Source organism: Streptomyces sp. NPDC087845, from assembly GCF_044742755.1.
In the GTDB taxonomy this organism is placed as follows: Bacteria; Actinomycetota; Actinomycetes; order Streptomycetales; family Streptomycetaceae; genus Streptomyces.
Window position 1 is genome coordinate 412,914 of the sequence record NZ_JBIUVC010000001.1, and the last position, 26,314, is coordinate 439,227.

General features: G+C 69.5%; 21 protein-coding genes and 2 pseudogenes. 8 read left to right on the top strand and 15 right to left on the bottom strand.

The features are described 5' to 3' along the window. A partial coding sequence (locus ACIOMQ_RS01880; RefSeq protein ID WP_402187575.1) for a tectonin domain-containing protein occupies positions 1–374 on the bottom strand: 374 nt, incomplete at its 3' end. 428 nt (positions 375–802) lie between these two features. Between ACIOMQ_RS01880 and ACIOMQ_RS01885 the strand changes: the two are divergent. Then, positions 803–1,788 (top strand): annotated as a pseudogene (locus tag ACIOMQ_RS01885) (helix-turn-helix domain-containing protein). An 84-nt stretch (positions 1,789–1,872) separates the two neighbouring features. Here ACIOMQ_RS01885 and ACIOMQ_RS01890 read toward each other — a convergent pair. Next, the gene (locus tag ACIOMQ_RS01890; RefSeq protein WP_401261529.1) at positions 1,873–2,826 is read right to left on the bottom strand and encodes a LysR family transcriptional regulator; all 954 of its coding nucleotides are present in this window, start codon (positions 2,824–2,826) and stop codon (positions 1,873–1,875) included. A 62-nt stretch (positions 2,827–2,888) separates the two neighbouring features. Between ACIOMQ_RS01890 and ACIOMQ_RS01895 the strand changes: the two genes are divergently transcribed. The 3 genes from ACIOMQ_RS01895 to ACIOMQ_RS01905 all read left to right on the top strand — a co-directional run bounded on the left by ACIOMQ_RS01895 (position 2,889) and on the right by ACIOMQ_RS01905 (position 6,195). Then, the gene (locus ACIOMQ_RS01895; RefSeq protein WP_401261531.1) at positions 2,889–4,196 is read left to right on the top strand and encodes an MFS transporter; all 1,308 of its coding nucleotides are present in this window, start codon (positions 2,889–2,891) and stop codon (positions 4,194–4,196) included. A gap of 85 nt (positions 4,197–4,281) precedes the next feature. Beyond that, positions 4,282–5,001, top strand: coding sequence for a L,D-transpeptidase family protein (locus ACIOMQ_RS01900; protein ID WP_362209800.1), 720 nt, complete (start codon positions 4,282–4,284; stop codon positions 4,999–5,001). 198 nt (positions 5,002–5,199) lie between these two features. Further along, positions 5,200–6,195 carry a sigma-70 family RNA polymerase sigma factor gene (locus ACIOMQ_RS01905; protein ID WP_402187577.1) on the top strand — a complete coding sequence of 332 codons (996 nt, stop codon included), beginning with the start codon at positions 5,200–5,202 and terminating at the stop codon, positions 6,193–6,195. 110 nt (positions 6,196–6,305) lie between these two features. On the opposite strand, the gene ACIOMQ_RS01910 is transcribed toward ACIOMQ_RS01905, so the two are convergent. Further along, the gene (locus ACIOMQ_RS01910; RefSeq protein ID WP_401261536.1) at positions 6,306–6,698 is read right to left on the bottom strand and encodes an STAS domain-containing protein; all 393 of its coding nucleotides are present in this window, start codon (positions 6,696–6,698) and stop codon (positions 6,306–6,308) included. A gap of 318 nt (positions 6,699–7,016) precedes the next feature. Here ACIOMQ_RS01910 and ACIOMQ_RS01915 point away from each other — a divergent pair, with 318 nt between their 5' ends. Then, on the top strand, positions 7,017–10,292 hold the full coding sequence (locus tag ACIOMQ_RS01915; RefSeq protein ID WP_402187921.1) for a S8 family peptidase: 3,276 nt from the start codon (positions 7,017–7,019) through the stop codon (positions 10,290–10,292). Positions 10,293–10,432: 140 nt separating this feature from the next. On the opposite strand, the gene ACIOMQ_RS01920 is transcribed toward ACIOMQ_RS01915, so the two are convergent. The 8 genes from ACIOMQ_RS01920 to ACIOMQ_RS01955 all read right to left on the bottom strand — a co-directional run bounded on the left by ACIOMQ_RS01920 (position 10,433) and on the right by ACIOMQ_RS01955 (position 19,688). Then, positions 10,433–11,710 carry a thymidine phosphorylase gene (locus ACIOMQ_RS01920; RefSeq protein ID WP_362209809.1) on the bottom strand — a complete coding sequence of 426 codons (1,278 nt, stop codon included), beginning with the start codon at positions 11,708–11,710 and terminating at the stop codon, positions 10,433–10,435. A 128-nt stretch (positions 11,711–11,838) separates the two neighbouring features. Beyond that, on the bottom strand, positions 11,839–12,237 hold the full coding sequence (locus ACIOMQ_RS01925) for a cytidine deaminase (RefSeq protein ID WP_362209811.1): 399 nt from the start codon (positions 12,235–12,237) through the stop codon (positions 11,839–11,841). Continuing rightward, positions 12,234–13,523 carry an ABC transporter permease gene (locus tag ACIOMQ_RS01930; protein ID WP_402187580.1) on the bottom strand — a complete coding sequence of 430 codons (1,290 nt, stop codon included), beginning with the start codon at positions 13,521–13,523 and terminating at the stop codon, positions 12,234–12,236. Before ACIOMQ_RS01930 ends, ACIOMQ_RS01925 begins: the two co-directional genes overlap by 4 nt. Beyond that, on the bottom strand, positions 13,520–14,635 hold the full coding sequence (locus ACIOMQ_RS01935) for an ABC transporter permease (protein WP_362209817.1): 1,116 nt from the start codon (positions 14,633–14,635) through the stop codon (positions 13,520–13,522). Before ACIOMQ_RS01935 ends, ACIOMQ_RS01930 begins: the two co-directional genes overlap by 4 nt. Continuing rightward, positions 14,632–16,248 (bottom strand): ABC transporter ATP-binding protein, encoded by a 1,617-nt coding sequence (locus ACIOMQ_RS01940; RefSeq protein ID WP_362209820.1) that lies wholly within the window; start codon positions 16,246–16,248, stop codon positions 14,632–14,634. Before ACIOMQ_RS01940 ends, ACIOMQ_RS01935 begins: the two co-directional genes overlap by 4 nt. A 278-nt stretch (positions 16,249–16,526) precedes the next feature. Beyond that, positions 16,527–17,567 carry a BMP family ABC transporter substrate-binding protein gene (locus tag ACIOMQ_RS01945; protein ID WP_362209823.1) on the bottom strand — a complete coding sequence of 347 codons (1,041 nt, stop codon included), beginning with the start codon at positions 17,565–17,567 and terminating at the stop codon, positions 16,527–16,529. Between the two features lie 138 nt (positions 17,568–17,705). Beyond that, the gene (locus ACIOMQ_RS01950; protein WP_362209877.1) at positions 17,706–18,932 is read right to left on the bottom strand and encodes an amidohydrolase; all 1,227 of its coding nucleotides are present in this window, start codon (positions 18,930–18,932) and stop codon (positions 17,706–17,708) included. Positions 18,933–19,115: 183 nt separating this feature from the next. Continuing rightward, on the bottom strand, positions 19,116–19,688 hold the full coding sequence (locus tag ACIOMQ_RS01955; protein ID WP_401261544.1) for a hypothetical protein: 573 nt from the start codon (positions 19,686–19,688) through the stop codon (positions 19,116–19,118). Positions 19,689–19,971: 283 nt separating this feature from the next. Here ACIOMQ_RS01955 and ACIOMQ_RS01960 point away from each other — a divergent pair. Continuing rightward, positions 19,972–21,032, top strand: a pseudogene (locus ACIOMQ_RS01960) (tyrosine-type recombinase/integrase). A 166-nt stretch (positions 21,033–21,198) separates the two neighbouring features. Here the strand turns inward: ACIOMQ_RS01960 and ACIOMQ_RS01965 are convergent. Then, positions 21,199–21,648 carry a hypothetical protein gene (locus ACIOMQ_RS01965; RefSeq protein ID WP_362209829.1) on the bottom strand — a complete coding sequence of 150 codons (450 nt, stop codon included), beginning with the start codon at positions 21,646–21,648 and terminating at the stop codon, positions 21,199–21,201. 292 nt (positions 21,649–21,940) lie between these two features. On the opposite strand from ACIOMQ_RS01965, the gene ACIOMQ_RS01970 reads away from it, so the two are divergent. Together ACIOMQ_RS01970 and ACIOMQ_RS01975 are read left to right on the top strand one after the other, a co-directional pair. Continuing rightward, on the top strand, positions 21,941–22,378 hold the full coding sequence (locus tag ACIOMQ_RS01970) for a hypothetical protein (protein WP_402187583.1): 438 nt from the start codon (positions 21,941–21,943) through the stop codon (positions 22,376–22,378). Positions 22,379–22,390: 12 nt separating this feature from the next. Then, entirely contained in the window at positions 22,391–23,158 is a 768-nt protein-coding gene (locus tag ACIOMQ_RS01975) for an IS5 family transposase (RefSeq protein ID WP_362207660.1), read from the top strand. Between the two features lie 419 nt (positions 23,159–23,577). Here the strand turns inward: ACIOMQ_RS01975 and ACIOMQ_RS01980 are convergent, their stop codons facing one another. The 3 genes from ACIOMQ_RS01980 to ACIOMQ_RS01990 form a co-directional block, all read right to left on the bottom strand. Further along, positions 23,578–23,871 (bottom strand): hypothetical protein, encoded by a 294-nt coding sequence (locus ACIOMQ_RS01980; protein WP_402187585.1) that lies wholly within the window; start codon positions 23,869–23,871, stop codon positions 23,578–23,580. Beyond that, complete coding sequence (locus ACIOMQ_RS01985; protein WP_402187587.1) at positions 23,864–24,232, bottom strand: hypothetical protein; 369 nt, start codon at positions 24,230–24,232, stop codon at positions 23,864–23,866. The genes ACIOMQ_RS01980 and ACIOMQ_RS01985 overlap by 8 nt, the downstream gene beginning before the upstream one ends. Before the next feature lie 125 nt (positions 24,233–24,357). Further along, entirely contained in the window at positions 24,358–25,605 is a 1,248-nt protein-coding gene (locus ACIOMQ_RS01990) for a helix-turn-helix domain-containing protein (RefSeq protein ID WP_402187589.1), read from the bottom strand. Between the last annotated feature and the right edge of the window lie 709 nt (positions 25,606–26,314).

Consider the following 26,314-nt stretch of genomic DNA (forward strand, 5'->3'; position numbering starts at 1 on the left):
GAACCGGGGATGTTCACCCACGGGTTCGCATCGTCATTGGTGTACCGGTAGATCCCACCACCGGAGTTGACACCCCACACGTTCGTCCTGGACCCGACCGAGATCCGGGACAGGCCACCCGCGATCTTCACCCAGCGCGTCGAACCCTGATCCCCGGTGTACCGGAAGATCTCACCCCCGGCATTGACACCCCACACAGTGCCGTCGGCCCCGGCGCCGATGTCACTCAGGGAACCGGGGATGTTCACCCACGGGTTCGCATCGTCATTGGTGTACCGGTAGATCCCACCACCGGAGTTGACACCCCACACGTTCGTCCTGGACCCGGCGGAGATCGCCTTGAGCGAACCGGAGATTTGCTTCCATCCAGCCATGTCGAATCCGTTCCTTCGTCGCGGACCTTGCAGCTGGGTAATCGGCGGGCGAGAGGCAACCCAAACAGCTCAATATCATGATTGATCGCTCACATCATCCAAAAAACGACGTTTGGCGTCTCTGGGCGCCTGTGCAGGCAGGGCGCGCGGGCCGGTGGCCCGGGAGGCACATGTCCGGAACGCCGTACCACCTGCGAGGGATCGACGGGAGAACCATCCTGTGCACCCATGCCGTCCGGCCGTGCCTACGCGTACGGGGCCGGAGTCGACGGCGTCCCCACGGATGCTCCTGGGACGAGGTGCTACCGGGGAATCCCTGGACCCGCCGCTGGGAGCAATGGTCAGCAACTCCGTGGCGTGGAACCATCAGCGGCAGTCATCCCCCGGTGAGCATTTGACCTGCGGTTTCAGGAACGGTGAAACGACAGTTGTTGGACGAGATGGTGTTCCGCAGCGAAGACGTGTCGGCGGCGGACCGGTTCAACTACTGGACCGAGCTCGTGGGCCGTACCCATGCGCCCATGGAGCTGCGCAGCGACCACACCGGCGACTTCCAGGCCTCCCAGCGCGTGCTGGACCTCGGTGCCGTCACCGTGTGGTCTGCCACGTTCCAGCCGCTGGTGTTCCGGCGCACACCGAAGCTGATCCGGCAGTCCGACCCCGAGGCGTACCACCTGTCACTCGTCGTGCGCGGGAGCGGGGCGGGCGTGTGGCGGCACCGGGAGACCGAGTACAAGCCGTACGACCTGTTCATCAACTCGTCGTCGCTGCCGAACGAGGTCTACAGCACCGGGGACCTGGTCCAGAACATGGCGCTGGAGGTTCCCAAGGCCCTGCTGCCACTGCCTCGCGACATGGCCGGCCGGATCGTCGGAGCGCCGGTGTCGGCCCGGGAAGGCATGGGTGCCCTGCTGGCACAGTTCCTCACCCGGTTGATCGCGGACCCGGCCGCGTACCAGCCCTCCGACCGGCCGCGTACCAGCCCTCCGACCGGTCGCGGCTGGCCTCCATCGCGACCCCGCTGGTCGCCGCGCTCTTCGCCCATCTGCTCGAAGCCGGCGACTGCCTGCCCCCGGAGACGCACCAGCGGGCCCTCACCTTTCGCATCCAGTCGTTCATCCGAGAGCACCTGCACGACCCGCATCTCACCCCGGGCACCATTGCCGCCGCGCACCACATCTCCACCAGCTACCTGCACCGCCTCTTCCAGGACGCGGACGCCACAGTCGCCGCGTGGATACGGCGCCTGCGCCTGGAAGCGGCCCGCCGCGACCTCACCGACCCCGCGCTCCGCACCACCCCCATCCACACCATCGCCGCCCGCCGGGGATTCCCCCGCGCAGCCGACTTCAGCCGCGCTTACCGCGCGGCCTACGGCACCACGCACATCTCCAGGACCGCCCCCAATGTGTGACCTGAACACGCGCCTCCGACGGCCCGCCGGGAAACCCGGCGGGCCGTCGCGTTCCCGGGGACGGTGTACAGCGCCCCGCCCCGTTCAGTCCGGCAGCAGATGGCCCCGCCTCGACAGCAGGAAGCGTTTGAAGGCGGCCACCGGCGGGGTGTCCGGGTGGCCGTCCAGCCAGGCGACGCCGATCTCGCGGGCCGCCCTCGGGGCCGTGACGGTGAGTTCGACGACGCCGGGGCGGGCCACGGCGGGCGGCGGCAGCAGGGCGACGCCGAGGCCGGCCGCGACCAGGCCGCGCAGGGTCTCCGCCTCCTCGCCCTCGAAGGCGACACGTGGCGCGAAGCCCGCCTCCGCGCACAGGTCGTCGGTGATCCGTCGCAGGCCGTACCCGGGTTCGAGGGTGACGAACTTCTCGTCGGCGGCCTCCGCCAGGCGGATGCGGCGGCGCGAGGCGAGGCGGTGGTCCTCGGGGACGACCAGGCGCAGCCGCTGTTCGTCGAGGCGGCGGGCGACCAGGTCGGGGGCGTCCGGGACGGGTGAGGTGAGGCAGAGGTCGAGGCCGCCGGCCCGGAGCCGTTCGATCATGGCCTCGCCGTAGTTCTGCACGAGCTGGAAGCGGACCCGGGGGTGGTCGGCGCGGAAGGCCCGGATCAGGGCGGGCACGGTCTCGGAGCCCATGGTGTGCAGGAAGCCGAAGGCGACCTTGCCGGTGGCGGGGTCGGCGTCGGCCCGAACCGAGTCGGCGGCCTTCTCGACCTCGGCGAGGGCCCGCTCGGCGGAGCCCAGGAAGGTGCGGCCCGCCGGGGTGAGGGTGAGGTTGCGGCCCTTGCGGGCGAACAGGGCGACGCCCAGGTCCTGTTCCAGCCTGACCATCGCCCGCGAGAGCGTCGACTGCGGGACGCCGAGCTCGTGCGCGGCACGGGTGACGTGCTCGTGGCGGGCCACCGCCTCGAAGTGGGCCAGTCGCGGCGCGAGGACGGCACGAATGTCTTCTTCGTAACTACTGGGTGACAGCCGGGGCTGTGAGCTGCGTTCATGCACCATGGGATTGATTATCGCCAGTTCGTGCATTGGACGCATGAAACCGGGGCGCCTACGTTCGAAGCATGCCTCCTGCCAGTACCGGGGCGTCCACCCTCACCGTGGCCGCCTCGCCCCAGCCGTCCCCCGTCGCCGCCGCTCCTGCCGAGCCGGACCGTCTCGAACCCGGCCGCCCCGGCTACCGCCGGATGAGTTTCGCGCTCTTCGCCGCCGGTGTCGCGACCTTCGCACTCCTCTACTCCACGCAGGCCCTGCTGCCCGCCGTCTCCGCCTCCCTCGGCGCCACGGCCGGACAGGCCAGCTGGACGGTCTCCGCCGCGACGGGCGCACTGGCGCTGTGCGTACTGCCGATGAGCGCGCTCTCCGAGCGGTTCGGGCGGCGGCAGATGATGACGGCGTCGCTGACGGTCGCCGTACTGGTCGGGCTGCTCGTGCCCTTCGCCCCCTCGCTGGGCTGGCTGATCGCGCTGCGCGCCGTCCAGGGCGCGGCGCTGGCCGGGCTGCCCGCCTCCGCGATGGCGTACCTGGCGGAGGAGGTGCGGCCGAAGGCGCTGGTCGCCGCGATCGGGCTGTTCGTGGCGGGCAACAGCATCGGCGGGATGAGCGGCCGTATCCTCACCGGCTGGATCGCTCAGCTGTGGGGCTGGCGGGCGGCGCTCGGCGCGGTCGGGCTGCTCGCCGCCGGCTGCGCGGTCGTCTTCCACTTCATGATCCCCAGGGCCCGGCACTTCACCCCCGGCTCGCTCAACCCGAAGGCCCTCGCCAAGACCGTGGGCGGGCACCTGGCCGATCCGCTGCTGCGCCGGCTGTACGCGATCGGCGCGCTGTTCATGACGGTGTTCGGCGCGGTCTACACCGTGATCGGCTACCGCCTGGTGGAGGCGCCGTTCAACCTCCCGCAGGGCATCGTCGGCTCGATCTTCCTGGTCTATCTCGTCGGTACGGTCTCCTCCGCCGCGGCCGGCCGGCTGGTCGCCCGGCTCGGCCGCCGGGGCGCGCTGTACCTGGCCGTCTCCACCACGGCCGCCGGTCTGCTGCTCTCGCTCGCCGACCAGCTGGCCGCCGTACTCCTCGGGCTGGTCCTGATCACGGCGGGCTTCTTCGCCGGGCATGCGGTCGCCTCCTCGTCCGTGAGCCGTACGGCGACGAAGGGCCGGGCCCAGGCGTCGGCGCTCTACCAGTCCGCGTACTACCTGGGCTCCAGCGCGGGCGGCACGCTCGGCGCGGTCGCCTTCCACGCCGGAGGCTGGGCCGGGACCGTGTCGCTGGGGCTGCTCGCGGTCCTCGGCGTGGTCTCGATCACGCTGTACGGCTCGCGGGCCGCACGCGCCGAGCGCCGCCGGCTGGTGCCGGTGGCGTCTGTACCGAACTGAGACATACGGCGCACAACCATCCACTCCCCGGCGCGCGTCTAGCAGGCGGAATCACCTCACGACGCGCGAAGGAGAGTTGGCGTACATGGGAATCGCAGGGAACATACGGGGGGTCCGGGCGCGGCGCGCGCTCGCGCTGTCCGCCGCCGCTCTGACGGCGGCGCCCGCCCTCGTCCTGGGCACCGGCGGATCCGCGCAGGCGGCGGCATCCTGCACGACATCCACCGGGCCGTACCAGAAGCAGGTCGAGAAGTACCTGCACCGGCCGGTCGACGGCAAGCAGTCGGCCGCCGACTGCAAGGCGATCCGGTCGTTCCAGCGCACCTACGGGGTCACCCCCGACGTCGGTTACGCGGGGCCGGTCACCTGGCGCACGATGAAGACGCTCACGGACCAGAAGGCGGCCGGCAAGAACCCGAACAAGGCCAAGAAGTGCCCCACCAACAAGGGGCGCATCGCATGCGTGGACCTGACCCGGCAGCTGAGCTGGATCCAGGACGGCAGCAAGCTGAAGTTCGGTCCGGTGCCGGTGCGGACCGGCCGGGACAAGTACGAGACCCGCACCGGGTCGAAGAAGATCTACATGCGGCACATCAACCACTGGTCGACGCTCTACCACGTGCAGATGCCGTACGCCCAGTTCTTCGACGGCGGGCAGGCGTTCCACTCGGTGGGCCTGAAGATGTGGAACCCGCCGGGGTCGCACGGTTGCGTCAACATGCGGCCCGGCGACGCGAAGTCCTACTGGAATCTGCTGAAGAACGGCGACGACGTCTACGTGTACGGGCGCAAGCCCGGAACGTGACCTGAAGGTGCGCCGCTCCGGCACTTCCCGCCGCCTGTGCTCCGCGGGCGTTCACGCGCAGCCGGACGCCCGGCGCAAGGCGCTGTGCCCGGGGGTTCGCTTCACCACCTGGCCGAAGAGTCCGATGCGCCGCGCATGGGCCTGGTAGCTTCCGAAGTGCTGAAGTGAGCGGCGTCACAGCGCAACAGGGGTGGAGCGATGAGTGATCTGACAGCGGCGGCGGACATCGACAGCCGTCTGGAGGGACACCGGGTCGAGCTGACCGGCTACTGCTACCGGATGCTCGGCTCGGCCTTCGAGGCGGAGGACGCGGTACAGGACACGCTGGTGCGTGCCTGGCGCAACTTCGAGAAGTTCGAGGGGCGTTCCTCGCTGCGGTCCTGGCTGTACCGCATCGCCACCAACGTCTGTCTGGACATGCTGAACGCGGGCAGGAAGCGGGCCCGTCCGGTCGATCTGACGGGCCCGACACCGCTCGCCCGGGCGGCGCTCAACCCACTGCCGGACAACACCTGGCTGGAGCCGATGCCCGACGGGCGGATCCTGCCCACCGCGGCCGACCCGGCGGAGGCCGCGGTGGCGCGGGAGTCGGTGCGGCTCGCGTTCGTGGCCGCGCTCCAGCACCTGCCGCCCAAGCAGCGGGCCGTGCTGATCCTGCGCGAAGTGCTGGCCTGGAAGGCGAGCGAGGTCGCCGAACTGCTCGACACCTCGGTCGCGTCGGTCAACAGCGCCCTCCAGCGGGCGCGGGCCACCCTCACGGAACACGAGGGCAAGGCCGTCGACACCGCGAACCCGCTCGACGAGGAGCAGCGCAAGCTCCTCGAACGGTACGTCGCGGCCTTCGAGGGGTACGACATGGCGGCGCTGACCGCGCTGCTCCATGAGGACGCCGTGATGACCATGCCGCCGTTCGACCTCTGGCTCCAGGGGCACGACGACATCACCGGCTTCATGCTCTCCATCGGCGCGAGCTGCGCGGGCTCCCGGCTGGTGGCCACCGCGGCGAACGGCACCCCCGCCTTCGCGCACTACAAGCCGAATCCGGACGGGCCGGGGTTCGTGCCGTGGGCGGTGCAGGTCATCGACATCTCGGAGGGTTCCATCACCGGTATGCACTGCTTCCTGGACACGCCGCGCTGGTTCCCGCTGTTCGGCCTGCCGGACCATCTCGACGCCGACACCGACGCGACGTGAGGCGCGGCGTGAGGCGCGGCGTGAAGCGCGACGTACGGAACGGGCTGGTGGTGGCGGGCTGACGGGGCGGTGGCCGGCGGGGGGCGGGTCGGCGGTGCGCGCAGGCGCCCTCAGCTCCCGCTTCCCCCGGCCTCGGCCTCCGCCCCGCTCCCGGGCCCGCAGCGCACGTCCACCACGTCGGCCAGCCCCACCAGGTCCAGCAGGCTCCGCAGCTCGGGCGGCACATTGCGCAGCCGTAGCCGGTTGCCGTCCGCCCGGCGTGCGACGAGCCCCAGCCGCGCTATCGCCTCGACCAGGGCCAGATCCGCGTGTACGACCCCGCCCACATCGCAGTCCACCCCGGCGTCCGGGGCGCGGGCGGCGCCCTCGGGGCCGTACAGCAGCGACTCCAGCTCGGCACAGAGCCCCGGCACCATGGCCCGCGTGACGCGGCCGGTGACGACGAGGACCTTCGGGGTCATGGATTCCACACCAGGAAGACCGGTTCGACGGCCGAAACTCATCGCTGACCGGTTCCGCGGTTTCCCGGTGCACGCCCCATCGCCCCCGCTGCACAGCGACCCCTCGGCCGCCACTGGCCCCGCCGGCCCACCGGTGAAACTCCTTCAACTCCGGCCATCTGTGCGTTTCTTGTGAACCCTCTCGCTCAATTCCCCCTCTAGGAACGTGAACCGGTCCGCACCGGCATCCCATCGGTGCCGACTGACCAGTGGCCCCTCAGCGGGCCGCCTGATTCTCCAGGGGGAGAGTTGCGCAGACACGTGAGAAGCGCGTGTGTTTCGACCATCGCCGCGGCGGCCGCCGTGGCGCTCGCAGCCGGGATGACCACGCCGGCCGTGGCACAGCCCGACGCCACCCACCCGGCGGACACCAAGTCCGTGACACAGCACCGGCTGACGCTCATCACGGGCGACCGCGTCTCGGTGGACGCCAAGGGCCGGGTCGTGCACTTCCAGCCCGCCAGGGGCCGCGAGCACATACCCGTGCAGCGGCAGATACGCGACGGCCACACCCTGCTCGTCCCGGCCGACGCACACCGGCTGATCAGCTCCGGAAAGCTCGACCGCCGACTGTTCGACGTCACCGAGCTGAACCGTGCGGAGAACCGCAGGGCCCAGAAGGCGGGCCTGAAGCTGATCGTCGCCTACCGGGGCACCCGGGCGGCGGCCGCGAAGGCGGAGGTCCGCGACGCGGGTGCCACCCGGGTCGACCGGGCCCTGAAGTCGCTGAACGCCGAGTCCGTGACCACGCCGGAACGCGACGCCCAGGACATCTGGCAGGCGCTCACCAGCAAGCCCTCGCACGGCGCCCAGCGCACCACGGCCGCCGGCATCGACCGGGTCTGGCTGGACGGCGTACGCAGGGTGAGCCTCGACAAGAGCGTGCCGCAGATCGGTGCGCCGACCGCCTGGAAGGCCGGGTACACCGGAAAGGGCGTCAAGATCGCCGTTCTGGACACCGGTGTGGACGCCACCCACCCGGACCTTCAGGGCCAGATCCTCACGTCCAAGAACTTCACCCCGTCGCCCGACACCCAGGACCGGGTCGGCCACGGCACGCACGTGTCCTCGATCGCGGCCGGTACCGGCGCCAAGTCGGGCGGGAAGTTCAAGGGCGTCGCGCCGGACGCCAAGCTGCTGGAAGGCAAGGTGCTCGACGACGACGGCTTCGGCGACGACTCCGGCATCCTGGCCGGCATGGAGTGGGCGGTCGCGCAGGGCGCCGACATCATCAACCTGAGCCTGGGCGGCGGCGACACCCCCGAGATCGACCCGCTCGAAGCGGCGGTCAACAAGCTGTCGGCCGACAAGGGCGTCCTGTTCGCCATCGCGGCGGGCAACGAGGGCGACGGCGCCGGCACGGTCGACTCCCCGGGCAGCGCGGACGCCGCGCTGACCGTCGGCGCGGTCGACGACAACGACAGGCTGGCCGAGTTCTCCAGCCGCGGCCCGCGCATCGGCGACGGCGCGATCAAGCCCGATGTGACCGCACCCGGTGTGGACATCACGGCGGCGGCCGCACCCGGCTCCGCCATCGACCAGGAGGTCGGCCAGAACCCGCCGGGCTACCTGTCGATCTCCGGTACGTCGATGGCGACCCCGCACGTCGCGGGTGCCGCGGCGCTCCTCAAGCAGCAGCACCCGCAGTGGCAGTACGCCGAACTCAAGGGCGCGCTCACGGCCTCGACGAAGCCGGGCGCGTACACCCCGTTCGAGCAGGGCTCCGGCCGGATCGCCGTCGACCGGGCGATCGCCCAGACCGTCGTCGCGGACCCGGTCTCGGTGAGCTTCGGTGTGCAGCAGTGGCCGCACACCGATGACACCCCGGTCACCAAGAAGGTGACGTACCGCAACCTCGGCACGGCGGACGTCACCCTCGACCTCGCGGTCACGGCCACCGGGCCGAAGGGCAAGCCCGTCCCGGCCGGCTTCTTCACCGTCGGCGCCGACAAGGTGACCGTCCCCGCGGGCGGCACCGCCGACGTGCCGCTGACCGTGAACACCAAGCTCGGCGGCACCGCCGACGGCTCCTACTCCGCGTACGTCGTCGCCACCGGCGGCGGCCAGACCGTCCGCACCGCGGCCGCGGTCGAGCGCGAGATCGAGTCGTACGACCTCACGGTCAAGACCGTCGGACGCGACGGCAGGCCCGCCGTGTTCTACGACTCCGCCCTCTACGGGCTGTCCGGCGCGGCGAGCGGCGTGTGGCTGACCCCGACGGGCCCCGACGGCACGGCGAAGGTCCGCGTTCCCAAGGGTGGTTACGCGCTGAACTCGGCCGTCTACGTGGATCCGGAGGACGGCTCGAAGGGCACCGACTGGCTCTCCCAGCCGAACCTGGACGTCACCAAGAACACCACCGTGACCTTCGACGCGCGCAAGGCGAAGCCGGTGGGCTTCACCCTGCCCGCCACCGGCACGAAGTCCCAACTGGCCTCGGCCGACCTCCAGTTCGACGGCAAGGACGGTGGCTACGGCTACGGCTGGATCCTCGACTCGTTCCAGGGGTTCCGCACCGCGCACATCGGCCCGAAGGTGACCGACGGCTCGCTCTCCCAGCACTGGCTCGGCAGCTGGACGAAGGGAGCCTCGACCCGCTACGACATCGCGGTCGGCGGCCCGGTGACCCAGGCCGCGACCGGCTACAGCCGGAAGTTCACCAGCGGTCAGATGGCCAAGGTCCGGACCACTCTCGGCTCGTCCGTCAAGGGCAAGACCGGTGGCTTCGCGGCCTGGGGCTCGCTCCCCGGTTCGTCCAGCGGCTGGACGGCCTGGTCCAGCCAGAAGCTCCCCGGTACCAACACCGCGTACGTCTCCACCGCCGACAAGGTGCAGTGGAACTTCGACTTCAGCCAGGAGGGCGCGCTCGACGAGGACGGCTACCCGGCGACCGACGCGCAGTACTCCCTCGGTGACCCGCAGACTCTCAAGGCGGGCAAGACCTACACGAAGAACGTCAACACCGCGGTGTTCGGCCCCGCGCTCGGCACCGGCTACGGGATCTTCCGCGACGGCGGCGACATCATCGGCTCACTGCCGCTCGTGGCCGACGGACGCGGCAACATGGGCTGGTCCACGTACAGCTCGGTCAAGACCGTCCTGTACCGCAACGGCGTCAGGCTCGCGCAGAACACCGACCCGCTGGAGGGCGGCACCCCCATCGCCGTGCCGTCCGCCGCCGCCGACTACAAGCTGACGACCTCGGTGCGGCGCAGCACCAAGGTCTCGGCCGTCTCCACCCGGATCGACGCGAGCTGGACCTTCCGGTCCAAGAAGAGCGCCGGTCCGACCCCGCTGCCGGTCTCCACGGTCCGCTTCACGCCCCATGTGACACCGGACGGCAGGGTGACGGCCGGCAGGACCGCTTCGGTGCCGGTGACGGTGCAGGGCGCGGCCGCGGGAAAGAACCTCAAGTCGCTGACGGTGTACGTCAGTTACGACGCCGGAAAGACCTGGAAGAAGTCCGCGGTCAAGTCGGGCAAGCTCTCCGTGAAGAACCCGGCCAGGGGGAAGTCACTCTCCTACAGGGCCGAGGTCACGGACAAGAAGGGCAACAAGTCCTCGGTGTCGATCTACAACGCGTACTTCGGCAAGTAGGCGAGCACGCAGGTGGGCGGGGAGTGAGCGCGTAGCCGCACCGCCCGCATGAGAGCGGCCCGTCGGAACGGATTCCTCCGCCCGACGGGCCGTTCGCGTACCCGTACCCGTGCTCGTGCTCGTCCCGTTCCCGGGAGGCGTTACGCGATGCGCTCGCGCACCACCGGCGTCGGGGTGAACTCCGTGCCCTGCGGGGCGATGTCGTACGAGGAGGGCAGGGCCTTCAGCGCGTAGTCGAACTTCTCCGGGGTGTCGGTGTGCAGCGTCAGCAGCGGCTGTCCGGCGGTGACCGTGTCGCCGGGCCTGGCGTGCAGTTCGACGCCCGCGCCCGCCTGCACCGGGTCCTCCTTCCGGGCCCGGCCCGCGCCGAGGCGCCAGGCGGCGACGCCGATGTCGTACGCGTCCAGGCGGGTCAGTACGCCGGTGGACGGGGCCGTCACGACGTGCTGCTCACGGGCGACCGGGAGCGCGGCGTCCGGGTCGCCGCCCTGGGCGGAGATCATCCGGCGCCAGACGTCCATCGCGGAGCCGTCGGCGAGGGCCTTCTCCGGGTCGGCGTCCTTGAGCCCGGCCGCGTCCAGCATCTCGCGGGCGAGGGCCAGGGTCAGGTCGACGACGTCCTTCGGGCCGCCGCCGGCGAGCACCTCGACCGACTCGCGCACCTCCAGGGCGTTGCCCGCTGTCAGGCCGAGCGGGGTGGCCATGTCGGTGAGCAGCGCGACCGTCCGCACTCCGCTGTCGGTGCCCAGCGCGACCATGGTGGAGGCCAGTTCGCGGGCGTCCTCGATGGTCTTCATGAAGGCGCCCGAGCCGACCTTGACGTCCAGGACGAGCGCGCCGGTGCCCTCGGCGATCTTCTTGGACATGATCGAGCTGGCGATCAGCGGGATGGCCTCGACGGTGCCGGTGACGTCGCGCAGCGCGTACAGCTTCTTGTCGGCGGGAGCGAGTCCGTCACCGGCGGCGCAGATCACCGCGCCGGTGGTGTCCAGGACGCTCAGCATCTCCTCGTTCGAGAGGTGGGCGCGCCAGCCGGGGATGGACTCCAGCTTGTCGAGCGTGCCGCCGGTGTGGCCGAGTCCCCGTCCGCTGAGCTGCGGCACGGCGGCGCCGCACGCGGCGACCAGCGGGGCGAGCGGCAGGGTGATCTTGTCGCCGACGCCGCCGGTGGAGTGCTTGTCGGTGGTGGGCCGGGAGAGCGACGCGAAGTCCATGCGCTCCCCGGAGGCGATCATCGCGGCGGTCCAGCGGGCGATCTCGGTGCGGTTCATGCCGTTCAGCAGGATCGCCATGGCCAGCGCGGACATCTGCTCGTCGGCGACCTCGCCGCGGGTGTACGCGTCGATGACCCAGTCGATCTGCTCGGGGGTCAGCTCGCCTCGGTCCCGCTTGGTGCGGATGACGGAGATGGCGTCCATGTCCTGGGAATCCTTCCGGCCGGTACGTACGCAAGAGTCCCGAATGACTCTACGCGCATAGAGGGTGGAGAGAGGGGTGGCCCTCCCGGCGGGCGGGAGGGCCACGGTGGTGCTGTCGCGGGTGATCGCTACTTCAGGTGGTCCGGTCCGAACGCCTGCGGCAGCATCTCGGCGAGCGTGCGCAGCCCGTCCGGCGTCTCCAGGACCAGCTCCGGCCCGCCGAACTCGTACAGCAACTGCCTGCACCTGCCGCACGGCACCAGGATCTCGCCCGCCCCGTCCACGCAGGTGAAGTGGGTCAGCCGCCCGCCGCCGGTGGCGTGGAGCTGGGAGACCAGACCGCACTCGGCGCACAGCCCGATGCCGTACGAGGCGTTCTCGACGTTGCAGCCGGACACCGTACGCCCGTCGTCGACGCGGGCCGCGGCGCCGACGGGGTAGTGCGAGTAGGGGACGTACGCACGCGTCATGACGGACCGTGCGGCGCTCCGCAGCGCCGCCCAGTCGACCTCTGCGGCGGCCGTCACTTGCCCTGGCCCTTCCGGTAGCGCATGCCGTCCGCCTTCGGCATCCGCAGCCGCTGGGCGGAGAGCGAGAGGACGAGCAGCGTGACGATGTACGGGGTCGCGCTGACGAACTCGGTGGGCACCGTGTCCGTACCGAGGTACCAGACCAGCACCGCGGCGGCGACGACCGCGCTGACCACGCCCTGGACGAAGCTCTTGCGGTAGAGCTTCCAGGCCGCGAGCACGGCCAGCACGACCACGAGCAGCAGGAGCAGCGCGTGGACGGACTCGCCGCCGTTGCGCAGCTGGAGCGCGTCGGCGAAGCCGAACAGGCCCGCGCCCATGGCGAGGCCGCCGGGACGCCAGTTGCCGAAGATCATCGCGGCGAGACCGATGTATCCGCGGCCACCGGTCTGGCCCTCGTTGTAGATGTGCGAGGTGACCAGGGAGAGGAAGGCACCGCCGAGGCCGGCCATGCCGCCGGAGACGATCACCGCGATGTACTTGTAGCGGTAGACGTTCACGCCGAGCGACTCGGCGGCGACCGGGTTCTCGCCGCAGGAGCGCAGCCGCAGTCCGAACGAGGTCTTCCACAGCACGAAGAACGTGAGGGCGAAGAGGACCACGGCCAGGATCGTCAGCAGCGACACGTTGGTGACCAGGCCGCCGATGACGCCTGCCAGGTCGGAGACGAAGAACCAGTGGTGCTTCTCGATGGAGTGCAGCCAGTCGGAGAGGCCCGGGACCGTCACCGAGGTGATGTCGTCGGCCGGCGGGGACTGCTTCGGGCTGCCGCCCTTGGCCGCCGCCTCGCCCGAGTTGAACCAGAGCTTGGCGAAGTAGGTGGTGAAGCCGAGCGCCAGGATGTTGATGGCGATACCGGAGATGATGTGGTCGACGCCGAAGGTGACGGTCGCGACGGCGTGCAGCAGCCCGCCGAGCATGCCGCCGACGACCCCGGCCAGTACGCCGAGCCAGGGGTTGGTCTGCCAGCCGGCCCAGGCGCCGAAGAACGTGCCCAGGATCATCATGCCTTCGAGGCCGATGTTGACCACACCGGCCCGCTCGGCCCAGAGGCCGCCGAGACCGGCGAGCCCGATCGGCACGGCCATCGCCAGCGCCGCGCTGATCTGTCCCGCCGAGGTGACGTCCTCGGCTCCGGTGATGGCGCGTACGGCGGACAGCGCGAGCAGCACGCCCGCGATGATCAGCAGGACGACGGGGAAGGAGAGGCGGGTGCGGCCGCCCTTGCCGCCGGCGACCTTGGGGGCCGCGGGGGGCGGGGTGGAAGTCGCCGTGACGGTCACGCCGACACCTCCTGCTGGTCGGAGTTACGGGCGGCCTGTGCGGCGAGTTCCGCGCCGACCTTGCTCTGCTGGCGCTTGAGTCCGTAGCGGCGGACGACTTCGTAGGCGATGACCACGCACAGGACGATGACGCCCTGGATCACGCCGACGATCTCCTTGTCGTACCCCTCGAATTCGAGCTTGCCGGTGCCGCGCTCCAGGAAGCCCCAGAGCAGCGCGCCGAGCGCGATGCCGACGGGGTGGTTGCGGCCGAGGAGGGCGATGGCGATGCCGGTGAAGCCGATGCCGACCGGGAAGTCGCCGCTGTACTCGAAGCTGTCGTTGAGGAGCGTCGGCATGCCGATCAGACCGGCCACGGCACCGGAGATCAGCATCGAGGTGACGATCATCTTCTTGACGTCGACACCGCTGGCCTCGGCCGCGGAGCCGGACTGGCCGACGGTGCGCAGGTCGAAGCCGAACCGGGTGCGCGAGAGCGTGAACCAGTAGGCGATGCCCGCGACGACCGCGACGACGATGAAGCCCCAGACGGGTGCCGGGGCGGTCGGGAACTCGAAGAAGTGCGAGGACTCCGGGAGCGGCTTGGTGGAGATCTTCGTGCCGGCCTTGTCGAGGTGGCCGAGGCGGCCCTGCTGGAGCAGGTAGCCGATGACCGCGGTCGCGATGGCGTTCAGCATGATCGTCGAGACGACCTCGCTGACACCCCGGGTGACCTTGAGGACACCGGCGATGCCGGCCCACATCGCGCCGACGATCATCGCGGTGAGGATGATCAGCGGGATCTGCAGGGCGCCGGGCAGGGTCAGCGCGCCGCCGACCGCGGCGGCGAAGAAGGCGGCGAGGCGGTACTGGCCGTCGACACCGATGTTGAAGAGGTTCATCCGGAAGCCGACGGCCACCGCGAGACCCGCGAGGTAGTACGTCGTCGCCTTGTTCAGGATGTAGACCTGGCTGTCCGACTTCAGCCCGTAGTCGAACATGATGCCGAAGGCGCTGAACGGCTCCTTGCCGGTGGCGGCCAGCACCAGTGCGGTCACCAGGAAGGCGACCACGATCGCGAGTACGGGGGCCGCGATCCCCAGGAGCAGCCGCTCCTTGTCGATCTTCTTCATCGGTCCTCTCCCCCGTTCCGGGGGTCGGTGTCGGTGCTTTCGGCACCCGAGTCGTCCGGTGCTTCACCTGAGTCGTCCGGCGCTTCGCCCGAGTCGTCCGGTGCTTCGAGGTGGCCGGTGGCCGCGCCCGTCATCGCCGAGCCGAGCTCCTCCGGGGTGATGGTGGCCGGGTCGGCGTCCGCGACCAGCCGGCCGCGGTACATGACGCGCAGGGTGTCGGAGAGCCCGATCAGCTCGTCCAGGTCGGCGGAGATCAGCAGCACCGCCAGTCCCTCGCGGCGTGCCTCGCGGATCTGGTCCCAGATCTGCGCCTGGGCGCCGACGTCCACGCCGCGGGTGGGGTGCGCGGCGATCAGGAGCTTGGGGGCGTGGCTCATCTCGCGGCCGACGATCAGCTTCTGCTGGTTGCCGCCGGAGAGGGAGGCCGCGGTCACCTCGATACCGGGGGTGCGGACGTCGTACTCGCGCACGATCCGCTCGGTGTCGGCGCGGGCGCCCTTGAGGTCGAGGAACGCACCCTTGCTGTTGGGGCTTTCGGTGACGTGCCCGAGGATGCGGTTCTCCCAGAGGGGGGCCTCCAGCAGCAGTCCGTGCCGGTGGCGGTCCTCGGGGATGACGCCCATGCCGTTCTCGCGGCGCTTGCGGGTCGGCGTCCGGGAGATGTCGGCGCCGTCCAGGGTGAGTACGCCGCCGTCGAGCTGGCGCATGCCCATGATGGCGTCGACCAGCTCGGACTGCCCGTTGCCCTCGACGCCCGCGATGCCGAGGACCTCGCCCTTGTGGATGGTGAAGCCGATGCCGTCGAGCACCGAGCGCACCACGCCGTCCGGGTCGGTGGCGCTCAGCCGCAGCCCCTCGACGGTCAGCATCGGGACGTCGGTGACGGTCGACTCGCGGGTCTCCGGAGAGGGGAGCTCGCTGCCGACCATCAGCTCGGCGAGCTGCTTGGTCGTGGTGTGCTTCGGGTCGGCGGTGCCCACCGTCGTACCGCGCCGGATGACGGTGATCTCGTCGGCGACCGACAGCACCTCGCCCAGCTTGTGCGAGATGAAGATGACGGTCAGGCCCTCGGCCTTGAGCTCGCGCAGGTTGTCGAAGAGCGCGTCGACCTCCTGCGGTACGAGGACGGCGGTGGGCTCGTCGAGGATCAGGGTGCGGGCGCCGCGGTAGAGGACCTTGAGGATCTCCACGCGCTGCCGGTCGGCGACTCCGAGGTCCTCGACCATGGCGTCCGGGCGGACACCGAGACCGTAGGCGTCGGAGATCTCCTTGATCTTGGCGCGGGCCCGGTCGCCGATCCCGTACAGCTTCTCGGAGCCGAGGACGACGTTCTCCAGGACGGTGAGGTAGTCGGCGAGCATGAAGTGCTGGTGCACCATGCCGATACCGCGGTCGATGGCGTCGCCGGGGTTGTGGAAGGAGACCTGCTCGCCGTCCACCGCGATGGTGCCCTCGTCCGGCTTCTGCATGCCGTACAGGATCTTCATCAGAGTGGACTTGCCGGCGCCGTTCTCGCCGACGAGAGCGTGGACGGTGCCGCGGCGCACGGTGATGTCGATGTCGTGGTTGGCCACGACCCCGGGGAACCGCTTGGTGATGCCGCGGAGCTCCACGGCATGAGGACTGCTGGACGCGTTGATGGCGCACTCTCCTTGGCAGGAGCGGAGGGCGGAGGCGGGGGGACGGAGGCGGTGGGACGGAGGCGGTGGAAGCGTGAAAGGTACCGTGCCCGATGGGCGCTACGCGCGTAGCGCCACCGAATCGTTGGCCACCTGATGAGCAGGTGGCGGACGGTGTGCGTACGGCTACGGCGAGAGCGGGGAAGCCGTACGTGAATCGGGGCCCGCGCCGAGCCGAAACGGCTCAGCCGGGCCCCGATCGACGGGCCTGATCAGGTCGTGGACTTGACCGTGATGGTGCCGTCGACGATCTTCTTCTTCGCCGCGTCGAGCTGGGTCTGGATGTCCTTGAGGTGGTCACCCGTGGTGGTCAGGCTGACGCCGCCCTTGGCCAGGGAGTACGTCTGCGTGCCGGCCAGCGGCTTGCCGTCCTTGACGGACTTGATCAGGTCGTAGACACCGCCGTCGACGTTCTTGACGACGGAGGTCATGATCGTGTCCTTGTACTTCGCCAGCGACGGGTCGAGGGCCTGGTCGGAGTCGACGCCGATGGACCAGGCGCCCTTCTTGCCCGCGACGGCCTCGATCGAACCGGCACCCGAGCCGCCCGCGGCGGCGAAGATGACGTCCGCGCCCTTGTCGAGCATGCCCTTGGCGGCGTACGCGCCCTTGTCGGGGCTGCCGAAGCCGGACAGGTCCGAACCGGTGGACAGGTACTGGATCTGCACCTTGGCCTTCGGCTTGGTGTCCAGGACACCCTGCTGGAAGCCCGCGGCGAACTTCTTGATCAGCGGAAGGTCCACGCCGCCGATGAAGCCGACCTGGCCGTTCTTCGACTTCGTCGCGGCCGCGACGCCGGCGAGGTAGGAGCCCTGCTCCTCGGTGAAGACGATGCTGTCGACGTTCTTCACGTCGGAGACCGAGTCGACCAGACCGAAGTTGACCTTCGGGTACTTGGCGGCGATCTTGTCGACCGCGTCCTTGTACGCGAAGCCGATCGCGACGACCGGGTTGTAGCCGCCCTCGGCGAGGGATTCGAGGCGCTGCTCGCGGTCGGCGGGGGTCTCACCGGTCTTGGCGGTGAGCTCCTTCGTCTCGGCACCGAGCTCGGACTTGGCCTTGTCCAGACCACGCGCGGCGGAGTCGTTGAACGAGTTGTCACCACGGCCGCCCACGTCGTAGGCCATGCCGATCTTCATCTTGCCCTTGTCGGAGCCGGAGCTCTCGGTGGACGACTCGCCACACGCGGTGGCGGTGAGCGCGAGGGCCGCGGTGACAGCACACGCAGCGGTGATCTTGGATACCCGGCGCAAGGGAAGGCTCCTTCAAACCTGACCGAAGCGCCTCTTCCGGCGCTGGTTTCGCGGCGATCGTAACGCGCGTAGATGTCAGATAAAGCCCTGTACGGAAGCCGTTATCGGATCGTCGCGAACCGGGGGTGACCTGTCCCGTTACGGATGGTTGCCATCGAGCAACGCGGAGGCGGTGAAGAGCTCCACCGCCACCGTGATCGCCTCCTCGTCGGCGTCGAAATCGCCACGGTGCAGGTCGAGCCGGGCGGTGTCACCGGGGGTGCGGACTCCGAGCCGGGCCATGGCTCCCGGGACGTGTTCCAAGTACCAGGAGAAGTCCTCGCCGCCGAGGCTCTGTTCGGTGTCCTCGATCGCGTACGAGCCGCGGCGTGCGGTCATCGCTCCGGCGAGCAGGTCGATCACGGCGGCGTCGTTCACGACGGGCGGGACACCCCGGACGTAGTCGATCACGGTCTTGGCGCCGTGCATCGCCGCCACCTCGTCGATCGCCGCGTGCACCAGGTCCGGCGCCTCCCGCCAGGCCGCCAGTTCCAGGCAGCGCACGGTGCCGGAGAGCTCGGCGTGCTGCGGAATCACGTTGCAGGCGTGCCCGGTCTCCAGCCGCCCCCAGGTGACGGCGAGCCCGGCCCGTGCGTCGATCCGGCGGGCCAGCAGTGCGGGCACCTCGGTGGCGACCTTGGCCGCGGCGGTGACGAGGTCGGTGGTCAGATGCGGCCGCGCGGTGTGCCCGCCGGGGCCGTCGAGGCTGACCTCCAGCCGGTCGCAGGCCGAGGTGATCGCCCCGACCCGCAGCCCGATCCGCCCCACGTCCACCTTCGGGTCGCAGTGCACCCCGATGATCCGCCCGACACCCTCCAGTGCCCCGGAAGCGATCGTGTCGGGCGCCCCGCCGGGCAGCACCTCCTCGGCCGGCTGGAAGATCAGCCGCACCGGCCGGGGCAGCAGCCCCTGCCGGTCCAGCTCGGCGAGCACGAGCCCGGCGCCGAGGACCGCGGTGGTGTGGATGTCGTGCCCGCAGGCATGTGCCCGGTCGGGAACGGTGGACCGGTACGGGACGCCGCTCTTGGTGTCCGGAATGGGCAGGGCGTCGATGTCCGCACGCAGGGCGAGCATGGGCCGTGCGTCGCCTTCCCGACGGCCCACGTCGCACAGGAGCCCGGTCCCGGTGTCGAGTACCCGTGGTTCGAGGCCCGCCTTCTCCAGCCGGGCCTTGATGGCCGCAGTGGTACGGAACTCCTGGTTGCCCAGCTCGGGATGCATGTGCAGATCGCGGCGGAAGGCGATCAGTTCGGCACGCAGGGCCTCGGGCAGGGTGCCGGGCAGCGCCTCGTCCCCGGACGGTCGGACATCGGAATCACGGGACATCAACTGGTTCACCTGGTGAAGGGTAAGGCCCTTCCCCCGTCAACTGACCATGAAACAAGAAAAGTTCAGCCACATAGACGAATAAATGACTGCGTCGTGGCGTGTGAGGCGATGGTGAGGTGGGTAAACTCGCCCATTTCGCGCCCACCACCACCCGCACGGCCTCCTCCCCGAGGGACTCCGTCAGCCGGGGAGCCCCCGGCGTACCGGAAACAGCGCCGACCCGATGCACAGGGCTCCGACCGGCAGCAGGTCCAGGCTCATGGCCATCAGCACGGTCCCGGCCAGCACGGCCACGGGGGCCCACGCCCGGACCAGGTCCCGGCGGAAGACCGCGAGCAGGGTGACCAGGCCCAGCAGCCCGACCCAGAACAGCATCGGCACCACTGTGTAGACCAACGGCATCACGCCCGGTACGTCCTGTACCCGCCCGAACATGTCGCTCATGGCCTGCTCGTCCGCGGCGACGAACCCGATCAGCAGGTCGATCACCGCCTGGACCGCCACCGCCGCCGCCCCGACCAGCCCCGCCCAGGCCGCCGCCTCGACGGCGACCCGCCTGCCGCCACGCACCGCGGCGGCCTTCCGCAGGTCCAGGAACACCCGCACGAAGACGAGCACCCCGGCCAGGAACAGCAGATGTGCCACCGACCACCACCCACCGGGCCCGTAGTCACCGACGGCCCGCCCGACCAGCCGAACCACCCCGTACCCGGCCATCAGAGCCGGTCCGGCGAGAAACACTGCCCCTGTCACCCTGGCTGTCCCGGCCGTTCCGGCTGTCCCGTCCATCCCGGCTGTCCTGTCTGTCCCGGCCGTCCCGGCTGCCTTGGCCGTCCTGGCTGTTCCGGCTGTTCCGGCTGTTCCGGCTGTTCCGGCTGTCTTGGCCGCCCCGGCTGTCTCGCCCTGTCGCTCCGTCGGCATCCGCATCGTCGTCATGCGCCGATGCTCGCGCCCGGCCGACCCTGCCCGCTATCGGGGCTTTCCCCCAACAAACCCTGTACGCAGGCCACTTCCGGCTCAGGGTGCCGCCCGGCGCATCGGAGTACGGCTCAACCGGACGCCGACTCCCCCATCCCCGCGCGGCCGGTCCTTCCGGCCGAACGGCCGGACATCGAACCTGAGCGACCTCGGTCGCAGGTTACGTCCTCACCCCGGCCACACCCGCAAGGAAGCCCTGGCCAAGCTCACCGAGAAGGTCGCAGCCAGCAACCGCGGCCTCCCGCGACCGGCCCCTCTGCCGCGCCGCCGGAAATGCTGCTCCAGACCACTCTCGCCACTGCCCCTGACCTACATGCACTCCGTGTTCAAGTCCGCCCTGGAGCACGCGGTGCGCGAAGAGGAGATCCCGCGCAACGTCGCCCGCCATGTCCGCACCGGCACACCGCGCCCCCGCCGGTTCGAACCCTCACTGCCACGGAAGCTCGCGAGTTCCTTGCCGCCGCCAGCGATCACCGGTTGCGGCCGTTATTCGAACTCGCTCTGCACACCTTGGGGGTGCTCTCCTCGGCCTGCGCCGGGAAGACCTCAACCTGGCTGGCGGAACTGCCAGCATCCGCCGCACCCTCCAGCGCACCAATTCCGGCGGCCGGACCGCTCTCCCGACCAAGGCCCAGAGTTCCGAACGGCGTATCGCCCTGCCAACGCCGCGCCTACGCCCCCTCGAACAGCACCACAACCAACAGCGCCAGGAACGCGAAGCAGCAGGCGAAAGCTGGCAGGACAGCGGATACATCTTCGCCCGGCCGAACGGCGCACCGATCGAAGGCGCTACCCTCACGCGACACTTCATCACCCTGCTCCATCAGGCCGGGCCCCGCCGCATCCGCTTCCACGACCTCAGGCACACAACCGCCACCCTCCTCCTGGAGCAGGGCGTCGAACTGGTCGTGATCAAGGAACTCCTCGGCCACGCCCACATCGGCGTCACCGCAACCGTCTACGCCCACGTCCGGCTCCGCCTCCAGCGCGACGCCATCGAACCTCCTCGGCCACGCCCTCCGCGACTCCGCCGGCCAACCCGGCGACCCTGACGACCCACCGCTCTGCGCACTCACCCCCCTGACGTCGCCGTCAACTACTGCCGTCAGACACCTCTGAAGCCCCATCAATCACAACCGATAGGGCTTCATATTTGCGCTTGGAAATTCATGCGGCTCGGATGGAGATCCCATTTCGATAGGACCGGGATGCCGGATCGCTCAGCAGGAGAATCTACCCACCCCCAGCAATCTGGCAGTGAATCCCTCGCATTGCAATCAGCAAATCACAAAATGGAGGAACTAATGATGCTCGACCAATAACTGCGAGCTGCCTCGACAATCGGATCATATTCGGCAGATGCCACGACGGCGACCAATGTAGGCCCCATCAACGATCCATCCTCGTCACCTCGCGCCACCACGACTACGTTCCCCTTGTATACGTATCCGTGGATCAACCAGTCGTCCAACGACTCGGCGATGGACAGGGTTGTGCGGTCGTGGAGCTCCTCCTCGGTCAGCAACGCTGAGAGTAGGGCATCCCTGTCCGAGGACAAGAGATTAAGTCGATCGTCATCCAGATGCGTCAGGCCTCCCAGCCTGGCCATGGCTGTGCCCAGAATGCACGGTTCGGTGTCACCGATCAATTGACTGTCGATGATGAGCTGGAACCGGAACATACCGCGGCCCTTCAACGGGGCGACAAGAAATCCGAATCGACCGTCGTCGGTCAAGAACCTCACGTCTAGCCTCTCTTGACCTGAATGGGAACACGACTCATCGGAATCGGAACCGGAGTGCCCGACTTCGTCACACCGCTGGTACTGCCACTCCAGTGCCACTTACCGTTGCCGTCATCGAAGTAGCGGTAATACTCGGCGCTCTTGCCGGAACCAACCTTGGTCCACCTAAGACTTGTCCCGTATGTGAAGGTCGAGGCAAGTGAGTCATGACCGGCCCGGAGTCCGCTGCGACGAAGGTCCAGTGGCAGGATGGCGGCTTCGACCATCTTGAGAGGCCATCCTCGTGCCCACGCCTGCCGATTACCTCGCACTGGCACGTGCCGAGAGAGACAGCTTGGTCCTGCAGCGTCTCGCGAAATGTCCGTACCCTTTTGTCTGGCAAGCCCTGGCCACCAATCTCCACACGCCGCCCGAAGCCCTCCAGGAACTGAGCGCGGCCCGCGACAGCGTCTGGAACGACAACAAGCTTCTTCGCCTGCTCGCAGACCATCCCAATGCGAACCCTGTCGTTCTTCGAGCTGTCCTCGAAGCCGTTGCAGCGAAGCTCGATGAGGGCGAGCGGCCCTACGCCGCCGTGCTCGCTCTCGCCGACCGGCTGGAGCTTGAGGTGGATGAGGTAAGGAAGCTCGGAACCCTTCGTGGTGCCTCTGCTCGTCTACGCCATCTGCTTAACCTGCGGCTGAGCATCCGCATCAGAGGCACCCCCTCTGGTCACGGGTGAGATGATCTTGTTGTGGCTGGTGTGATCACGGCGTCTGAGCTGTCCTGGATAGCCCCGTTCACCGGGCTGAGCCCGCGTTCATTCGGCAAGCTGGTGAACGCTCTGCGCCGTGAGGGTGCAGATCCGGTCCGCAAGGGCCGCCCGTGGTCTCTTCCCCTGGAGGACCGGGTGCTGCTCGTGGCGGCCTACTGGCGCACGAACTTGACGATGCGCCAACTCGCACCGCTCTTCGGCGTTTCGAAGTCCGCGGCCGACCGCATCATCGACCACCTCGGCCCGTCACTCGCGCTGCAGCCCCGCAAGCGGTTCGCCAAGGACGCCGTGCTAATCGTGGACGGCACCTTGGTGCCCACCCGCGACCACACCATCGCCGAGCAGTCCAAGAACTACCGATACTCCACCAACCACCAGGTCGTCATCGACGCCGACACCCGGCTCGTCGTGGTGGTCGGCCGGCCCCTGCCAGGCAACCGCAACGACTGCAAGGCATGGGAGGAGTCCGGCGCGAAGGCCGCCGTCGGCAAGACCGTGACCATCGCCGACGGCGGCTATCCGGGCACAGGACTCGTGATGCCCCACCGCCGCCGCAAAGGCGAAGAACTGCCCGACTGGAAACAGGCCCACAACACGTCCCACAAACAGGTCCGCGCCCGCGTCGAGCACGTCTTCGCCCGCATGAAGACCTGGAAGATCCTCCGCGACTGCCGCCTCAAAGGCGCCGGCGTCCACCACGCCATGCTCGGCATCGCCCGCCTCCACAACCTCAACCTCGCCGGATAGGCGAGCAGTCGGACTGGCCACCAACCACGTCCACACCCAGTCGAAGATCATTTACGGGACAGCCCTTAGTGCCGTCGACGAGGACGCTCCTGCCGAATTGCTCTCCAGCGTCACCCGGCAGCACCGCCTTCTTCGGAACATACGGGTTCGGACCACCCGTCGGATCATGGTGCCCCGGGTTCTCATACTTAGGGCATGTGCTGTTGTGAACGAGCACCGGAGTCGCGCCCGCCAGCACATAGTACGTGTGCTACGCGACCCCTCTCTATCTGCGTATTCGCAGATCAGCGGTGGTTTCGGGTTCCGCTGGCGTCCGTGGTTGTGCGGGGAAATCCGTGGGTGTTGCCGTCGCTACTGCCGTCAGCGGCTCGGGCCGCACGGGTCGCGTTGCCGCTGGCGTGCTGTCGGCGCGGGGGACTCTACTGCCACGCGCCAGGCTCGGCACGGACGAGGGCTCGGACGGTCTGCTCGTACATCTCGTGGCCGCTCTGGGCGCAGTGTTCGGCGATCCAGCGGGTCAGCTCGTCCGGGGTGTGCAGCGTGCCTGACGTGGCACCGCAGTTGCGCTCTTCGCCGGTGACGCAGACCGCCTCGACGCTCGGCAGCGCCAGGGGGTCGGGGACGGTGATCACGTGGTACTCACGGAAGCGATAGCGGCCCCGAGAGGCGTTGCGTACTGGTGCCGCGCCGCCGGCGGTTGGAGAGTCAGGCATCTTCGGTCACCTCTTCTTGATCCGGGATGCGCTGTCCGCGTGAGTCCGCGACCCTGAGCGCGTCCGCCAGGGCCTCTGTCAACCGGCGGGCCAGCCAGCGGTATTCGGTGGCCGACAGGGTTTTCGCGCCGGGCGCTGTGGCGTCGCGGGCGTACTCCAGCAGTTCCTGGCCCATGCTGAGCTGTACCGTCTCGATGTTGTCGGCGAGGGTGGAGAGGTAGCCGCGGCCGTCGGTGCTGAGGTAGCAGGGCTTTCCGTCGGGGGTGGTCCACGGCAGCAGGCGGGGGCCTGTCAGTCCTGCTGCCGCGTCATGGAGGTCCCTGCGGCGCATGCGGTCCGCGTCGCTCCTGGGCTGCTTCATCGGGTACCCCCGGACTGGGTCGCTGTTGGGACACAGAAACCGTAGGTACTGACTGCCCGTCACTCCACGTACAGCGCACGCCAGTTGGCCACTTAGGGTGCGGAAAGTGTTGCGCTGCGTGGTAGTTAGCCGACGACGCCCAGGTAGTCGGCCATCTCACGCATGTCGGTGGTGAGAGTGCGCTTGCGCTTCTTGAGGATCTCCTGCATGGTCTCGGCGGCCATGTTCTGGTGCCGCATCCACTGTGGGGCGGCCTTGCGGGCGCGGGTCAGTTCGTCCATGGCGGCTGACAGGTCGCCGGTGCGGGTGTGGGCGCGCGCCACGTCGAGAGTGAAGCGGTTGCCGTCGTTGGTACTGGGCTTGCCCAGGCGTTTCCAGGCGGTGGGTGCGAGTTCCTCTTGTTCGCCGGCCTTGCGTACGACCGCGCGGGCGTCGCCGATGACCATGGAGTCTTCGAGTGCTTTCATGGCGACGGTGACGGGTCCGAAGACGGACCAGTGCCGGGAGATGTTGCGGTGTGCGGTGCCGACGGCGGTTGCCGCGATCCGGGCTGCTCTGCGGTATTCCCTGGCCTCGTCAGGGCGGTTGTTCCTCGCGGCTGCCGCTGCGGCTTCCATGGCCAGTCCGCCCCATACCGCGTAGTGATCGGGTTCGGCTCCGGTGATCTTCGGTTCCACCGCGTCCATGCTCCGGGTGGCGATCTTCTCGGCCTCGTCCAGGCGGCCCTGACGCACCAGCAGCCAGCACATGCCGCCGACCCCTGACCCTGCGGTGAGCAGGTCTCCGGCCTGCCGGGCGTCGGTGATGGCGCCGCGCAGGGCGGTGTACGCGATGTCGTACTGGCGGACCTGGGTGAGGTAGGTCCCGGCCAGCCGCAGGGCCTCGGCACGGGCCAACAGGGCCTGGCGATGCTCGTCCCCGGTGTCGTAGTAGGCGACGGCTTGTGCGGCATCGCGCAGCAGGCCCGGGAGTTGGGCCGCGACGCTGGCGTAGCTGTCGGAGAAGTACAGCACCCGGGCATCTTGCAGGGTTCGCCGGAAGATGCGCAGGTTCGGCTCCTCCCCCAAGACCTCGGCGTCCGGGTCCGTGAGCCCGACGGCTGGAGTGAGGGCGGCGCGGAGCTGGATGAGGTTGACGCGGTTGGGCTCCTCGCTCCGCCCGACGGGCTCCGGGGCATCGGATGCCATCAGCGCGGCGGTCGTCACCCCCAGTGCGCGGGCGAGGGTGTGCAGGGTTTCCATGCGCAGGGTGCCGCCCTGCTCGGCCTTGCGTACGGTGCCCGGTGATACGCCTGCGGCGTGGGCCAGTTCCTCCTGGCTCATCCCCGCGCGGCGCCGGTACTTGCGGACGTTGTCGGCCAGCTCGGTCGTCATCAACTCACCACCTCCCGTTCCACGGTACGCCCGGCCGGCACCTCAGCCGGGGGTGATTCGGCAGACGTCCACCCACGGGCGGCAGTTGACCATGTGGCGGTCCGGCACCCCGACAGGATCGCGGCCTGAGCGGGAGGGGGTCCCTCGTCGGTCGGGCAGCTTCGCCGTGCCAGGGTTCCCCGGGGGCCGCCAAGGCTCACCCCGTGACGCGTGCGCTCGGCCTTGGCGGCCCCCGGGGGTTCCTGGTACGCCTCCGGTGACCGGGCGGCGAGGGACCCCCTCCCGCGACCCCGAACCCCACACCACGACGAAGCCGCACCCGACACACGCGCCCCCGCCCCTCGGAGGGAGGGCCGGGGTCTGGGGCGGAGCCCCTGGAAAGGTTCATCGTGCTGGCTGTTGCGCGCCCGGTCCGGCGGGGTCGTCGGCGAGCGGGGCGGAGACAGGAGCGGGCGGCGGCCCCGAGGGGCCGGGCGCGCGCGGGCCGCGACAGCGGGCCGCCTTGACCAAGTAAAGAAACTCTGAACAGCTCTCGGGGAGCCGTCCCCCTGTCGCCGCGCCGAGGCGTAGTCCGGGGTCAGCGTCAACCCGGCGTCATCCCACTCCCGCTCCTGGCGCAGGACGAGTTCGCCGTCACCAAGGGAGTCCTCGACCACGCCCACATTCGGTGACCCCGCCACCGTGTAAGCCCATGTCCGACTCCGCCTCC